Source organism: Streptomyces sp. NPDC033216 (genome assembly GCF_055577115.1).
The window spans coordinates 512,281-525,485 of record NZ_JBVIQK010000002.1 but is presented as its reverse complement, the minus strand read 5'-3'; the positions used below and the strand labels follow the sequence as shown (position 1 = coordinate 525,485).

The following is a 13,205-nucleotide window of genomic DNA, read 5'->3' as shown; positions in this document are numbered from 1 at the left end:
CCCGGCGTACGCGAGGGGCTCGGGCAGCCGGGGCGGGGCTCGGGCAGCCGGGGCGTGGGTCCATCCCTCCCCCGGCCGGACCCCTCCGCCGGACCACCCGCACCATGCCCTGCTTATACAGTGGGCCCATGGCCCCGAACCCCGCCCACACCGCCCTTTGGCCCGCCCCGCACGCGAGCGAGGCCGTCGACGCGACGGTCCACGTGCCGGGGTCCAAGTCGGTCACGAACCGTGCTCTCGTCCTGGCCGCCCTGGCCTCCGAGCCCGGCTGGCTCCGTCGTCCCCTCCGCTCCCGCGACACCCTGCTCATGGTGGCCGCCCTTCGCGAGATGGGCGTGGGCATCGAGGAGGGCGTGGGGCCCGACGGGACCGGCGAGGCCTGGCGCGTGCTCCCCGCCGGACTCCGCGGCCCGGCCACCGTGGACGTCGGCAACGCGGGCACGGTGATGCGCTTCCTGCCGCCGGTCGCCGCACTCGCCGACGGCCCGGTCCGCTTCGACGGCGACCCGCGGTCGTACGAGCGTCCCCTGACCGGCGTGATCGACGCCCTGCGCGTGCTCGGCGCCCGCATCGACGACGACGGCCGGGGCTCGCTGCCACTCACGGTGCACGGCGGGGGCGCGCTGGACGGCGGCCCGGTCGAGGTCGACGCCTCCTCCTCGTCACAGTTCGTGAGCGCCCTGCTGCTGTCGGGCCCGCGATACAACCAGGGCGTCGAGGTCCGGCACACCGGCGCCCGGCTGCCTTCCCTGCCGCACATCCGGATGACGGTGGACATGCTGCGTGCGGTGGGCGCACAGGTGGACACCCCGGAGGCGGGCGGTGAGCCGAACGTCTGGCGGGTCACGCCGGGCGCGCTGCTCGGCCGGGATCTCACCGTCGAGCCGGACCTGTCCAACGCGCAGCCCTTCCTGGCGGCGGCGCTGGTCACCGGCGGCCGGATCGTCGTCCCGGACTGGCCTGCCCGGACCACCCAACCGGGGGACAGACTGCGGGAGATCTTCACCGAGATGGGCGGTTCCTGCGAACTGACCGAGTACGGCCTGGTCTTCACCGGGTCGGGCGTGGTCCACGGCATCGACGTCGACCTGAGCGACGTCGGCGAGCTGACCCCGGGCATCGCGGCGGTCGCCGCCCTAGCCGATTCCCCCTCGACCCTGCGGGGCGTGTCGCACCTGCGGCTGCACGAGACGGACCGCCTGGCCGCGCTCACCAAGGAGATCAACGAGCTGGGCGGCGACGTCACCGAGACCGCCGACGGCCTGCACGTCCGCCCCCGTCGGCTGCACGGCGGGATCTTCCACACCTACGACGACCACCGCATGGCGACGGCCGGCGCGATCATCGGCCTGGCCGTGGAGGGCGTGCAGATCGAGAACGTGGCGACGACGGCGAAGACCCTGCCGGACTTCCCCGACCTGTGGACCGGGATGCTCGGGACGTCCGGGGTCTCCGGGATGCTCGGGACGTCCGGGGTATAGGGACTTTCACCATGCGCCGCTACGGCAAGCACACCGACGAGGACGACATCCGCAGCCGCCCGAACCGCAAGGGCAACCGGCCGCGTACGCACATCCGGCCCAAGCACGAGGACGCGGCCGAGGGCATGGTCCTCACCGTCGACCGGGGCCGTCTCACCTGCCTCGTCGAGGACCGCATCGTGATGGCGATGAAGGCCCGCGAACTGGGCCGCAAAGCCGCGGTGGTCGGCGACCGGGTCGCCTTGGTCGGTGATCTGTCGGGCCAGAAGGACACCCTCGCGCGCATCGTCCGCATCGCGGAACGCACCTCGGTGCTGCGCCGCACCGCCGACGACGACGACCCGTACGAGCGGGTGGTGGTCGCCAACGCCGACCAGCTCGCGATCGTGACCGCCCTGGCCGACCCCGAGCCGCGCCCGCGGCTGATCGACCGCTGCCTGGTCGCGGCGTTCGACGGCGGTCTGACCCCGCTGCTGGTCATGACGAAGTCGGACCTGGCGTCCCCGGACAAACTGCTGGAGCTGTACGGCCACCTCGACATCCCTCACGTCGTCACCAACCGTGCGGAACTCGCAGACGGCGACGCGGCGGACCTGGTGCGCGAGCAGCTGGCCGGGCGCATCACGGCGTTCGTCGGCCACTCCGGTGTCGGCAAGACGACCCTGGTGAACGCGCTGGTCCCCGAGGAGCGGCGCCGGGTGACGGGTCATGTCAACGCGGTCACGGGCCGCGGCCGGCACACCACCACCTCGGCCCTCGCCCTGCCCCTGAGCGGCACCGACGACTGGGTCGTCGACACTCCGGGCATCCGGTCCTTCGGGCTCGCCCACATCGACCCGTCCCGGGTGATCCTCGCCTTCCCCGATCTCGTGCCGGGAACCGAGGGCTGCCCGCGCGCGTGCAGTCACGACGAGCCCGACTGCGCGCTGGACGCGTGGGTGGCCGAGGGGCACGCGGACCCGGCACGGCTGTACTCGCTGCGCCGCCTGCTGTCGACGAGGGAGCGCACGGAAGGCGACTGACCTCCGCGTGTTTGTGGGTGCGGGGGTTCGGTAAGTGCATAATCGCACCGAGCCGCTTACACGGGAGGACAGCACATGGCGTGGCTGCTGGTCATCGTCGCGGGAATGCTCGAGACCGGCTTCGCCGTCTGCCTGAAGCTGTCACACGGTTTCACCAGGCTGTGGCCGACGATCGCGTTCTGCGTGTTCGCCCTCGGCAGCTTCGGGCTGCTGACCCTCTCCCTCAGGAAACTCGACGTGGGCCCGGCTTACGCGGTCTGGACCGGCATCGGCGCGGCGGGCACCGCCATCTACGGAATGATCTTCCTGGGTGACCTGGTCTCCGTCCTGAAGATCGTCTCGATCAGCCTGGTGATCATCGGAGTGATCGGCCTCCAACTGTCAGGCTCGGCGCACTAGCCTCCGCCGGAGCGCCCCAGTGCCCCTGCCGGGGCCCGCCGCTGGACCCCGGACACGCCCACCCACCGTCCTCGGTCGGCTGTACCCAGCCCGCCGGGGGCCCCTGTGGGGAGCGTGCGGACGAGGCCGTACAGGCCGACGGCTGGGGGGCGGCCGCCCCTGGGTCAGGGACGGAAAGGGTCGGCGAGGGCGGAAGACACTCTCAGGCGACGCCCTGCCGGTGCAGAGCCCCCCGCACCAACTCCGCCACCGCATCCGCACCGCCCTCCCCCGGCGGCGCCGCCACACACGACAACGCGAGCCGCACCACCACGTCACAGATCACCCCCACCTCACCGCCGCCCCCGCTTCCGCTCCCACTGCCACCGACCACGGCCACAGCCCGATCCCGCACGGCCTCCACCAGGTCCCCCGGCGTGGGCAACGCCCCGTCCGCCCGCCGCTGCGCCGGCACAGCGGAGGACGACCCCACGGCGGCCAGGCGCAACGAAGGCAGCCTCGCTCCCCAGCATCCGGTGAGCAGGGCACGTACCACCGCGTTGCCCCGCGCCGCGGAAACGGTCCACTCGGCGACCGCGACCAACCGCTCCCGCGCGTCCCCCTGCACCCCCAACGCCCGCTCGACGCCTGCGAGATAGCCGTCGGCCTCCCGCCGGACGAGCGCACGGGCCAGCCCCTCCTTGCTGCCGAACTCGTTGTAGAGGGTCTGCCGCGACACGCCGGCCACCGCGGCGACGTCCACCATCCGCACGGCGGCCCACGGCCGACGCGCGAGCGCGGCGTAGGCGGCGTCCAGTAGGGATTCCCGCGCAGGCATCATCGCCTCCCTGGGACAAGCGGCTCTGCGCCCAGGTTTGACGCGCCCGCACGCACTGTCAAGGGTCCGCGAAGGCGACTCCCCGCCGCACACGGCCTCCCGGCGCCACACCCGGCCCGCACCAACCTGGCCGCACGCCCCTGGCCGGCGATGGCGACCTGGCTACGACTGCGGCAACGACGGCGCCACCGTCGCGTCGACCTCGGGCCCGGCAAGCCCTCGGCAGGCGCCCGTCCCTGTGGCCGCACCCCCACCACGGCGGATACGGTTCGTCCCATGCCGGACTACCACGACGACCTCCGCCTCGCGCACGTTCTCGCGGACGCCGCCGACGCCGCGACCATGGCCCGCTTCAAGGCCCTCGACCTCAAGGTCGAGACCAAACCGGACATGACCCCGGTGAGTGAGGCGGACAAGGCCGCCGAGGAGCTGATCCGAGGCCAGCTCCAGCGAGCCCGCCCGCGTGACGCGATCCTGGGCGAGGAGTACGGCATCGAGGGGACCGGTCCCCGCCGCTGGGTGATCGACCCGATCGACGGCACGAAGAACTACGTGCGCGGCGTCCCCGTCTGGGCCACCCTGATCTCCTTGATGGAGGCCGCCGAGGGCGGTTACCAGCCCGTCGTCGGTGTCGTGTCCGCACCGGCCCTGGGCCGCCGCTGGTGGGCCGCCAAGGGGCACGGCGCCTACACCGGCCGCAGCCTGACCTCGGCCGGCCGCATGCACGTCTCCCGGGTCTCGACACTCTCGGACGCCTCCTTCGCGTACTCCTCGCTCAGTGGCTGGGAGGAGCAGGGCAGGCTGAACGGCTTCCTGGATCTCACGCGTGAGGTCTGGCGCACGCGCGCGTACGGCGATTTCTGGCCGTACATGATGGTCGCCGAGGGGTCGGTCGACCTCTGCGCGGAACCCGAGCTGTCCCTCTGGGACATGGCGGCCACGGCGATCGTGGTGACGGAGGCCGGCGGCACGTTCACCGGCCTGGACGGCCGTCCGGGCCCGCACAGCGGCAACGCGGCCGCGTCGAACGGTCTGCTCCACGACGAGCTGCTGGGCTACCTCAACGAGCGCAACTGATCCACACAGATGAGCGCGTGCGCCCTCAATTGGTCGCGCACGCCCTCTTGTTGACCCCCGCTTCGCCTGCCACGCTGACAGCACCCCCACTTGTGCATTTGTGAATCCGTGCACCAGTGGATTCTTAGGAGGTGCTCAGCCCATGATCGTCCGCGACGCCATGAGCCCGGTGGTGCTCACCATCGGCCCCGCACACACCCTCCGGCAGGCCGCCGCGCTGATGTCCGCACGCCGCGTCGGCGCGGCCCTGGTACACGACCCCGACGCCGGCGGCATCGGCATCCTCACCGAGCGTGACATCCTCGACTCCGTGGCCCAGGGCCAGAGCCCGGACACGGAACGCACCCACGCCCACACCACCAACGACGTCGTCTTCGCCGCCCCGACGTGGACCCTCGAGGAGGCCGCCGCGGCCATGGCGCACGGCGGCTTCCGCCATCTCGTCGTCCTGGAGCGCGAGGAGGCCGTCGGCATCGTCTCCGTCCGCGACATCATCCGCTGCTGGGCCCCCGTACGGCAGCCCGCGCCGGCCCTGTGAGCACAAACGGGCCGGACTCCCCTCGGGGAGTCCGGCCCGTCCGCTCACGACAAGCGGTCCAGTGCTGGAGTTCAGCCGCGCAGGGCCTGGACCGCGGCCTCCAGCCGCTTGCCGTAGTCTCCGTCGGCCCGACGGAAGTTGTCGATCGCGCGCTCGACGATGTCGTCGCGGGAGACCTTGGCGATGAAGCCCGCCAGATTCGCGATCAGGCGTTCCTTCTCGTCCTCCGACATCAGCCGGTAGAGGTTGCCCGCCTGCACGAAGTCGTCGTCCTCGGCGTGGACGGGCGCCGGGTGGTTGCCCGTGCCGCCGGTCACGGCGGTCGCGGACCACAACGGACGGTCGGTCTGGAACGGTCCGCCGAAGCTGTTCGGCTCGTAGTTCTTCGCCCCGCCGTGGCGGCCGTCGTACAGGAGGCCGTCCCGCGCGTGGGTGCGCGCCACGGTGGCGTGCGGGCGGTTCACCGGCAGGTGGTCGGCGTTGATGCCGACGCGGTAGCGGTGCGCGTCGCCGTAGGCGAAGAGGCGGCCCTGCAACATCTTGTCCGGCGAGGGACCGATGCCGGGCACGAAGTGGGCCGGGGAGAAGATCGACTGCTCGACCTCGGCGAAGACGTTCTCCGGGTTGCGGTTGAGCTCCAGCTTGCCGAACTCGATCACCGGGTAGTCGGCGTGCGGCCACACCTTCGTGAGGTCGAACGGGTTGAAGCGGTAGGTCGCCGCCTCGGCCGCCGGCATGATCTGCACCCCCACGGTCCAGGTGGGGAAGTCACCGCGCTCGATCGACTCCCGCAGGTCCCGCTGGTGCGAGTCGGGGTCGACGCCGGAGAGGCGCACGGCTTCCTCTGTGGTCAGGTTCCTGATGCCCTGGTCGGCCTTGAAGTGGTACTTGACCCAGAAGACCTCGCCGGCCTCGTTGTTCCACTGGTAGGTGTGCGAGCCGAAGCCGTCCATGTGGCGGTAGCTCGCCGGAATACCGCGGTCGCCGAACAGCCAGGTCACCTGGTGAGTGCTCTCGGGGCTGAGCCCCCAGAAGTCCCAGACGTTGTCCGCCTCCTGCGAGCCCGTGTAGGGGTCGCGCTTCTGGGTGTGGATGAAGTCGGGGAACTTGATGGCGTCCCTGATGAAGAACACCGGGGTGTTGTTGCCGACGAGGTCGTAGTTGCCCTGCTCGGTGTAGAACTTCAGCGCGAATCCGCGCGGGTCGCGGACAGCGTCCGCGGAACCGAGGTTGCCGGCCACGGTCGAGAACCGCAGAAACGTTTCCGTCTGCTTGCCGACCGTGGAGAGGAACGCCGCCCGGGTGTACGGGGTGACGTCGGCGGTGACCGTGAAGGTGCCGTAGGCGCCGGCGCCGCGGGCGTGCACGACGCGCTCCGGGATGCGCTCACGGTTGAAGTGCGCCAGCTTCTCCAGGAGCAGTTGGTCCTGGACGAGCACAGGGCCTCCGATGCCCGCGGTCTCGCTGTTCTGGTTGTCGGCCACCGGCGCGCCGGCCTCCGTCGTGAGCGGACCCTGCGTCACGTGCGCCTCCTGCGTCATTCCCGACCATCCTGTTGCTTGGCTAAGACCGGTCTCGATCCTACAATGGACTTTGTCCAAGTCAAGCAACGCTCCAAAGTCACACCTGTTCGGGACTCGGCTCCCCCTGCTGTTAGGCTGGTGCTCATGAGCGACCTTCTGGAACGGCTGCGCGGACGCGGATGGCGGATGACCGCGCAGAGGCGTGTCGTGGCCGAGGTCCTCGACGGCGAACACGTCCATCTGACGGCCGACGAGGTCCACGCGCGGGCTGTCGCCAAGCTGCCCGAGATCTCCCGGGCGACCGTCTACAACACGCTCGGCGAGCTGGTCTCCCTCGGCGAGGTGCTCGAGGTCGCCACCGACAAGCGCGCCAAGCGGTACGACCCGAACGCGCACCGGCCGCACCACCACCTGGTCTGCGCCCAGTGCGGCGCGATCCGCGACGTCCACCCCAGCGGCAATCCGCTGGCCGACCTCCCCGACGCGGAGCGCTTCGGCTTCACCGTCTCGGGTGTCGAGATGACGTACCGCGGCATCTGCCCGAACTGCGCGGCGGCATAACCCACGCCACACCGAAGCCCCGGCATCCTCAGGGATGGCGGGGCTTCGCGCTGCCTCGGTACGGCCCGGAACCGGAAATGGGTCGAGGGTCGGAATCCTTTCGGATTCCGACCCTCGACCTTCAGTAGCGGGGACAGGATTTGAACCTGCGACCTCTGGGTTATGAGCCCAGCGAGCTACCGAGCTGCTCCACCCCGCGCCGTTGAGTGCAACAGTACGTCAGGGCAAGAGGAAGAAGCAAATCAATTAGCCGAAGCCCGTCATCGCAGGTCAGGGGAGCCTCAGCCCGTCCGGCGTCCGAGGACGAGGCCGTCCGGGCCGGGGCGGGGGCTGAGGGCGGCGGCCCTCCGGGGCGGGGCGGCGGGAGCGCAACCACCTTCCGGCGCGGCGACAACCCTCAAGCCTGGGTGAGGGCCAAGTCCGGCGAACACATCGCCGACCCCCGTCCCCGGGACTCACGCCGACAGTTCCTCCCGCAGGGCGTCCCGCAGCCGCGCGGCGCGCTCCGCCACCTCCCCCGGCCCGAGCGACACCGCCCGGTCCGCCCACCGCTGCCCCTCCGCCAGCTCCCCCCGACGCGCGTAGACGAGGGCGAGTCGCAACGCCGCCCGCCCGTGCCCGGCGTCGGCCGCCCGCGTCCACCACACGGCCGCCTCGGGCTCGCTGCCCTCCCGCGCGAGCAACAGCCCCAGATTGAAGGCTCCGTTGCGCGAGCCGGCCTCCGCGGCCGTCCGGTACCACCGCGCCGCCTGCACGACATCGCCCCGCGCGGCGGCCAGCATCCCGACGCGCACCTGCGCCCGCCGGTGCCCCTGGGTCGCCGCCCGCTCGTACCACTCCTCGCACTCGGTCTTCTCGTGCACGGTCTCGCCCAGTTCGTGCGCCGGCTGGGGCGGCCGACGGGCGTCGAGCACGGACGCCAGCCGGTAGGCCGCCTCCGCGCTGCCCCCGCCCGCCGCGCACCGCAGATGCCGTTCGGCGGCCTGCTCGTCTCCCTCCCGCAGCCGGGCGATGCCCACCTGGAGCGCCGCCTCGGTGTGCCCGGCCGCCGCCGCGCGCTCGTACCAGCGCAGCGCGACCTCGTCCTCGCCGCGGCCGGCGAACAGGATCCCCAGGTTGAAGGCGGCGTCGACGCTGCCCGCCTCCGCGGCCTTCGAGAACCACGGCTCGGCCCCGGCCGCGTCCCCGCCCTGGAGGAGCAGGACGGCCAGCGCGTTGGCGGCCTCGCGGTGCCCGGCGTAGGCGGCGCGCCGGTACCACTGCTCGGCCTGCGCGGTGCGCCCCTGCTCCGCGCAGAGCAGGGCGAGGTTGTAAGCGCCGTTGTCGTCCCCGGCGTCCATGGCCGCCCGGTACCAGCGCTCGGCGGTCTGGGTCTGGTTGCGCTCGGCGTACAGGGCGCCCAGCGCGTTGGCCGCGTTGCCGTCGCCGTCCTGGGCGGCGCGCAGCCACCACATGGCGGCGTTCTCGGTGTCACCGGCGTCGCGCAGCAGGAACCCGAGGGCGCAGGCGGCCCGGGGCTCGCCGTCCTTGGCGGACGTCAGGTACCAGCGCCCGGCCTCCTTCAGCTCGCCGCGCCGCTCCAGGATGGTCCCGAGGTGCAGTGCGGCCCGCCGGTGTCCGCGGGCGGCGGCCTGCCGGTACCACTGCTCGGCCTCCGCCGGCACCGCGACACCGTTGTCGACGGCGTTCCCCTGCCCGCCGGGGAGGCACGGCGCTCTCCGGTCGAGCGCCCGCGCCAGCCGGTACGCCGCCTCCCGGTGCCCGCGTTCGGCGGCGGCCCGCATCCAGCGCTCGGCGCCCGACCGGTCCCCCCGGTGCTCCAGCAGGTCGGCGAGGGCGTAGGCGCCCAGGACGTGTCCCTGCTCGGCGGCCTGGCGCAGCCAGTACTCGGCGGCCGGTTCGTCACCGCGCTCGCGGTGGTGGCGGCCCAGCGCGTGCGCCGCGGGCGCGGAGCCGGCGACGGCGGCGACCCGCCACCATCCGGCGGCCTCGTCGGGGTAGCCGCGCTGGTGGAGGAGGACGCCCAGGTTGTTGGCGGCGGCACGGTCGCCCGCCGTGGTGGCGGCACGCAGATGGGGTTCGGCTCCGTCGAGATCGCCGCGGCGCAGCAGCAGGGCCCCGAGGACGCTCATGGCCTCGACGTCGCCGGCCTCGGCGGCGAGCCGTCGGCGCGCTTCCTCGACGGCCTCCCCCGTCTCGTCCCGGCCCATGCCGGAGGCCTCCTCCGGGGCCTCCTTCGAGGTCTCGTCGAAGGTCTCGTCGAAGGTCTCGTCCGGGGTCGCTTCCCAACCGGAAGGCTGCACAAATCGCCCTGTCTCGAACAGAGTTGCCTTGTCCCCCATAACGTCCATCGTCGCACCACCTGCAACCCGGGTACACCTGGTATACCGCAGCCCGTGAGGTCACTTCAGCGTTTTGTCGACATGCCCACAGAGAGACAAGTCAAACACAGATGCCCCAATTCCCCACGGCGGCACGGCGATCAGACCGCGGGGACATGCGTTCGCACACCACGAAGGCCCGGATCCTTTTCAGGATCCGGGCCTTCGCCTGGAGTAGCGGGGACAGGATTTGAACCTGCGACCTCTGGGTTATGAGCCCAGCGAGCTACCGAGCTGCTCCACCCCGCGTCGTGTTCCACAACCGTACCACGACGCGGGGTGGCCCTTGATCAGCCGCTGGGACTGCCACTCCGCCCCGGCTTGGGACTGGCGCTGGTCCCGGGCTTGGCGCTCGCGCTCGGCGAGCTGCCGGGGCGCGGGCTGCTCCCGCCGTTCTTGTCCGTCGCGGCCTGCGCGTCCTCGGCCCGCTTCAGCGCGGCCTCGAGCTCCGCCTGCGCCTTGGCGTAGGCCTCCCAGTCGGGCTTCTTGAGGGCCTCCTGGCCCGCGGTGAAGGCCTCCTGGGCATCCTTGAGGGCTTCCTGGACCGTCGCGTCGCCGGTCGCGGGTGGCGGGGTGGTACCACCGTCGTCCGCGGGCGGCTTGGGTGTCGCCCCCTCCGTGCCGAAGACCTTGTTGAGGGCCTCGTCGAGGGAGTCCTCGAAGGCGGTGACGCCTCCGTAGGACACCAACACCTTGCGCAGCAGCGGGTACTTGAGTCCACCACCGCGTACGTAGACCGGCTCCACGTAGAGCAGTCCTCCGTCGAGCGGCACCGTCAGCAGGTTGCCGTACTCGACCTCCGAGTCGCCGCCCTTCAGCAGCCTGATGGACTCGGCGATGTCCTGTTCGGAGTTGAACTGGCTCTGCACCTGCTTGGGGCCGTCGACGGTCGTGCTGGTCGGTAGCTTCAGGACTCTGATCTTGCCGTAGTCGGAGGTGCCGGCCTCGGAGTCGACCGACATGAACGCGCTGAGGTTGTCCCGGCCGTTGGGCGTGAAGGTCGTCGTCAGAGAGAACGCCTGCGCCTTCTGGTCGGGCATCTTCATGCTCAGGTAGTACGGCGGTACCGCGTCGTTCGACTGGTTGGTCGGGTCGTTCGGCACCTGCCACACCTCGCTGCCGCTGAGGAACGTCGTCGCGTCCTTCACGTGGTAGCGGGTGAGAAGCTCCCGCTGGACCTTGAACAGGTCCTGCGGGTACCGCAGATGGGCCATCAGGTCCGCGGAGATCTCCGACTTCTTCTCCACCGTGCCGGGGAAGGCCTTCATCCAGGTCTTCAGCACCGGGTCCTTGGTGTCCCACTGGTAGAGCTTGACCTCGCCGGTGTACGCGTCCACGGTCGCCTTCACCGAGTTGCGGATGTAGTTGACCTGGTTCTGCTGGGCCACCACCGCGCGGTTGTTGTTGGCGGCGGTCAGCGAGTCCGCCGTCGTGTCGCCGAGGGTCGTACGCGAGGCGTACGGGTATCCGTTGGTGGTCGTGTACGCGTCGACGATCCACTGGACCCGGTCGCCCACGACCGCCGGATACGCGTCGCCGTCGATGGTGAGCCACGGGGCGACCGCCTCGACGCGCTCCTTGGGCGTGCGGTTGTAGAGGATCCTCGAACCCTCGCCGATCGCGCCGGAGTACAGGATCTGCGGTTCACCGAACGCCACCGCGTACGCCGCCCGGTTGACCGGGTTGGAGAGGTTGACCCCGCTCTTGCCGGTGTAGCTGGTGGTCTTCTCGCCCTGGTCGTCGGAGTAGTCGATCTCCTTCTGGGGACCGCCGACGATCGAGTACGTGGTCGTCTTCTCGCCGTAGTAGACGCGCTGCTCGTACTTCCCGAGCACGCCCTCCGACGGCAGGTTGGACTCGGTGAAGGCCGGGCGGCCGTCGGTGTCCGCGGTGGTGCCCTTGGCGGCGACCACCCCGTAGCCGTGGGTGTAGCGGAAGTGGTTGTTGATCCAGTTCTGCTTGTCCACGCCCGCGAGGTTGAGTTCGCGCAGGCCGATGACCGTGTCCTGGTCCTGGCCCTTCACGCTGTAGCGGTCCACGTCCAGGTTCGTCGGGAAGGCGTAGTACTTCCGGATCTGCTGGAGCTGCTGGAAGGTCGGCGACACGATGTTCGGGTCCAGGACGCGGATGCTCGCCGCGCCGGCCACGTCGTCGCGCAGCGTCGTTTTGTCCTCGGTCTTGCTCGTCCCCGAGTAGTCGGTGACCTGGGCGCCCTCGATGCCGTAGGCCTCGCGGGTCGCCTTGAGGTTCTTCTCGACGTACGGCGCTTCCTTGGCCTGCTCGTTCGGCTGGACCTGGAACTTCTGGACGATCGCCGGGTACAGGCCGCCGATCAGGATCGCGGACAGCACCATCAGGCCGAAGCCGATGACGGGCAGCTGCCAGGTACGCCGCCACAAGGTGGCGAAGAACAGCAGGGCGCAGATGACCGCGATGCAGAACAGGATCGTCTTGGCCGGCAGGTAGGCGTTGGCGTCGACGTAGCGCAGGCCGGTCCAGTTGTCGGTGGCCTTGAAGTCGCTGGACTTCACCGCCAGGCCGTACCGGTCGAGCCAGTACGCGACCGCCTTCAGGGCGACGAAGACGCCCAGCAGCACCGACAGGTGTCCGGTGGCCGCGCCTGTGGCGCGCGCGCCGGGGCTGGTGACGCGCAGCCCGCCGTAGAGGTAGTGGGTGAGCGCGGCGGCGATCAGGGAGAGGATCGTGGCGGCGAAGCCGAACCCGAGCAGGAAGCGGTACCAGGGCAGGTCGAAGGCGTAGAAGGACACGTCGAGGTGGAACTGCGGGTCCTTCTGTCCGAAGGACACGCCGTTGACCCACATCAGCCAGGTCCGCCACTGCCCCGACGCCGAAGCCCCGGCGATCAGCCCGACGAGGGCGGTGATCGCGAGCAGCAGCCACTTCTTGTACGGTGCGATGCCCATGCGGTACCGGTCGAGGCTCTGCTGTTCCATCGACATGGCACTCAGCGGCGGCCGCAGGCGGTGGGCCAGCCAGATGTTGAACCCGACCGCGAGGGCCATCAGCAGACCGAAGACGAAGAAGAGCCCGATCTTGGTCGACAGGGTGGTCGTGAAGACGGAGGAGTACTTCACCGACCGGTACCAGAGCCAGTCCGTCCAGAAACCGGCGAACATGGTGAACGCCATGCCCAGGACGGCTAGCACGCCAAGTGTCATGAGCAGAGTCCGGACACGCCGGGACGGGCGGCCCACTCTGATCCGTGGCCCGGTCGGGCCTCCGCCGCGGTCCGGCATCTGGAAAGCCAAGGTTCGCACCCCGAGGTTCGCTGTTGATCCGTCAGGCCCGCGTCTTCGTGGACCCTCCGTGGCCCCCCGTGATCGCGGGCCCACACCTATGCAACTTACTCACCCTTTACTCGGTTCCCGATTCCGGCCCTGAACGA

The 13,205-nt window shown here is 70.8% G+C and carries 10 protein-coding genes and 2 tRNA genes; 6 read left to right on the top strand and 6 right to left on the bottom strand.

The genetic code is table 11. From position 1 onward, the window contains the following. Positions 1-128: 128 nt before the first annotated feature. From aroA to ACZ5Y0_RS05805, 3 genes are all read left to right on the top strand, one after another. The gene (gene aroA / locus ACZ5Y0_RS05815) at positions 129-1,481 is read left to right on the top strand and encodes a 3-phosphoshikimate 1-carboxyvinyltransferase (protein WP_469127348.1); all 1,353 of its coding nucleotides are present in this window, start codon (positions 129-131) and stop codon (positions 1,479-1,481) included. Between the two features lie 11 nt (positions 1,482-1,492). Next, positions 1,493-2,503: a ribosome small subunit-dependent GTPase A gene (gene rsgA / locus ACZ5Y0_RS05810; protein ID WP_469127347.1), complete on the top strand. Its 1,011-nt coding sequence runs from the start codon at positions 1,493-1,495 to the stop codon at positions 2,501-2,503. Between the two features lie 75 nt (positions 2,504-2,578). Beyond that, positions 2,579-2,902 carry a DMT family transporter gene (locus tag ACZ5Y0_RS05805; RefSeq protein WP_469127346.1) on the top strand — a complete coding sequence of 108 codons (324 nt, stop codon included), beginning with the start codon at positions 2,579-2,581 and terminating at the stop codon, positions 2,900-2,902. A gap of 202 nt (positions 2,903-3,104) precedes the next feature. Here ACZ5Y0_RS05805 and ACZ5Y0_RS05800 read toward each other — a convergent pair whose 3' ends face one another. After that, a complete protein-coding gene (locus tag ACZ5Y0_RS05800) occupies positions 3,105-3,722 on the bottom strand; it encodes a TetR/AcrR family transcriptional regulator (protein ID WP_469127345.1) in 618 nt (205 codons plus the stop codon). Between the two features lie 273 nt (positions 3,723-3,995). Here ACZ5Y0_RS05800 and hisN point away from each other — a divergent pair, with 273 nt between their 5' ends. Then, a complete protein-coding gene (gene hisN, locus ACZ5Y0_RS05795) occupies positions 3,996-4,796 on the top strand; it encodes a histidinol-phosphatase (protein WP_469127344.1) in 801 nt (266 codons plus the stop codon). Positions 4,797-4,938: 142 nt separating this feature from the next. Further along, on the top strand, positions 4,939-5,334 hold the full coding sequence (locus ACZ5Y0_RS05790) for a CBS domain-containing protein (RefSeq protein WP_469127343.1): 396 nt from the start codon (positions 4,939-4,941) through the stop codon (positions 5,332-5,334). A 71-nt stretch (positions 5,335-5,405) separates the two neighbouring features. Here the strand turns inward: ACZ5Y0_RS05790 and ACZ5Y0_RS05785 are convergent, their stop codons facing one another. Then, positions 5,406-6,857, bottom strand: a complete 1,452-nt coding sequence (locus ACZ5Y0_RS05785) for a catalase (RefSeq protein ID WP_469127342.1) — start codon at positions 6,855-6,857, stop codon at positions 5,406-5,408. Between the two features lie 144 nt (positions 6,858-7,001). On the opposite strand from ACZ5Y0_RS05785, the gene ACZ5Y0_RS05780 reads away from it, so the two are divergent. Continuing rightward, positions 7,002-7,418, top strand: coding sequence for a Fur family transcriptional regulator (locus ACZ5Y0_RS05780; RefSeq protein WP_469127341.1), 417 nt, complete (start codon positions 7,002-7,004; stop codon positions 7,416-7,418). A 125-nt stretch (positions 7,419-7,543) separates the two neighbouring features. Here ACZ5Y0_RS05780 and ACZ5Y0_RS05775 read toward each other — a convergent pair. The 4 genes from ACZ5Y0_RS05775 to ACZ5Y0_RS05760 all read right to left on the bottom strand — a co-directional run bounded on the left by ACZ5Y0_RS05775 (position 7,544) and on the right by ACZ5Y0_RS05760 (position 13,056). Continuing rightward, a tRNA-Met gene (locus ACZ5Y0_RS05775) sits at positions 7,544-7,617 on the bottom strand. Between the two features lie 256 nt (positions 7,618-7,873). After that, positions 7,874-9,769, bottom strand: a complete 1,896-nt coding sequence (locus ACZ5Y0_RS05770) for a tetratricopeptide repeat protein (RefSeq protein ID WP_469127340.1) — start codon at positions 9,767-9,769, stop codon at positions 7,874-7,876. A 205-nt stretch (positions 9,770-9,974) separates the two neighbouring features. Next, positions 9,975-10,048 (bottom strand) — tRNA-Met (locus tag ACZ5Y0_RS05765). 41 nt (positions 10,049-10,089) lie between these two features. Next, a complete protein-coding gene (locus ACZ5Y0_RS05760) occupies positions 10,090-13,056 on the bottom strand; it encodes a UPF0182 family membrane protein (protein WP_469127517.1) in 2,967 nt (988 codons plus the stop codon). Positions 13,057-13,205 lie beyond the last annotated feature (149 nt).

Excerpts from the sequence above, each read along its gene's own strand:
- ACZ5Y0_RS05770 (WP_469127340.1), bottom strand. The coding sequence starts at position 9,769 with ATGGACGTTATGGGGGACAAGGCAACTCTGTTCGAGACAGGGCGATTT.
- ACZ5Y0_RS05805 (WP_469127346.1), top strand. The coding sequence starts at position 2,579 with ATGGCGTGGCTGCTGGTCATCGTCGCGGGAATGCTCGAGACCGGCTTC.
- ACZ5Y0_RS05800 (WP_469127345.1), bottom strand. The coding sequence starts at position 3,722 with ATGATGCCTGCGCGGGAATCCCTACTGGACGCCGCCTACGCCGCGCTC.
- rsgA (WP_469127347.1), top strand. The coding sequence starts at position 1,493 with ATGCGCCGCTACGGCAAGCACACCGACGAGGACGACATCCGCAGCCGC.
- aroA (WP_469127348.1), top strand. The coding sequence starts at position 129 with ATGGCCCCGAACCCCGCCCACACCGCCCTTTGGCCCGCCCCGCACGCG.
- hisN (WP_469127344.1), top strand. The coding sequence starts at position 3,996 with ATGCCGGACTACCACGACGACCTCCGCCTCGCGCACGTTCTCGCGGAC.
- ACZ5Y0_RS05780 (WP_469127341.1), top strand. The coding sequence starts at position 7,002 with ATGAGCGACCTTCTGGAACGGCTGCGCGGACGCGGATGGCGGATGACC.
- ACZ5Y0_RS05790 (WP_469127343.1), top strand. The coding sequence starts at position 4,939 with ATGATCGTCCGCGACGCCATGAGCCCGGTGGTGCTCACCATCGGCCCC.
- ACZ5Y0_RS05760 (WP_469127517.1), bottom strand. The coding sequence starts at position 13,056 with ATGCCGGACCGCGGCGGAGGCCCGACCGGGCCACGGATCAGAGTGGGC.